Here is a 520-nt window from a genome sequence, read left to right as displayed (position 1 = left end):
CAGGTTCAATTGGTCAGAATCAAAAAACAGGTGCAGGCAGTGTATTTGGTGCTGCTGCGGCGGCAGGAACAGCATATGGTGTTGCAACAGGCGCTAGTAACATTGTACTAAGCGGCCCTAATGGCACATCTACGGCAACAGATATATCAGCTATGGATGCAAAAGCTGCAGCTGAAGCACTAAATAATTTAGGTACAGGCGTTAAAGTTTCGACTAAGGCATCTGTAGAGTTGACAGGTTTCACTGCCGCTGATACCGGATCATTAGATATTGGTACTACGTCTTACGATTTAAGCAAATTTAACGGAAGTATGAAGGATTTAGCTACTGCTATTGGAAAGGATGGCTATTCTGCTTCCTATGATTCAAGCACTAATAAACTGAGTATTTCAGCGGATGGAGTTGCAGGGATTAAGGCTGTAGGCCCTGCAGGTGGCACCTTAACAATGGCAACGGTTACCAATGGAGTTGCAGGTGCATCAGATACTGTTGATGCAGGCGGTGTGGTTGTAAACTCTGA

The 520-nt window shown here is 45.0% G+C and carries 1 pseudogene; it reads left to right on the top strand.

Annotation, left to right across the window (positions count from 1 at the left end):
• Nucleotides 1–520: pseudogene (locus L5L97_RS22875) on the top strand (hypothetical protein); the annotation flags it as partial.

It is taken from the genome of Shewanella sp. SM71 (genome assembly GCF_025653905.1).
In the GTDB taxonomy this organism is placed as follows: Bacteria; Pseudomonadota; Gammaproteobacteria; order Enterobacterales; family Shewanellaceae; genus Shewanella; species Shewanella oncorhynchi.
Note: the sequence above shows the minus strand (reverse complement) of the source record. Positions and strands in the feature narration are given on the sequence as shown.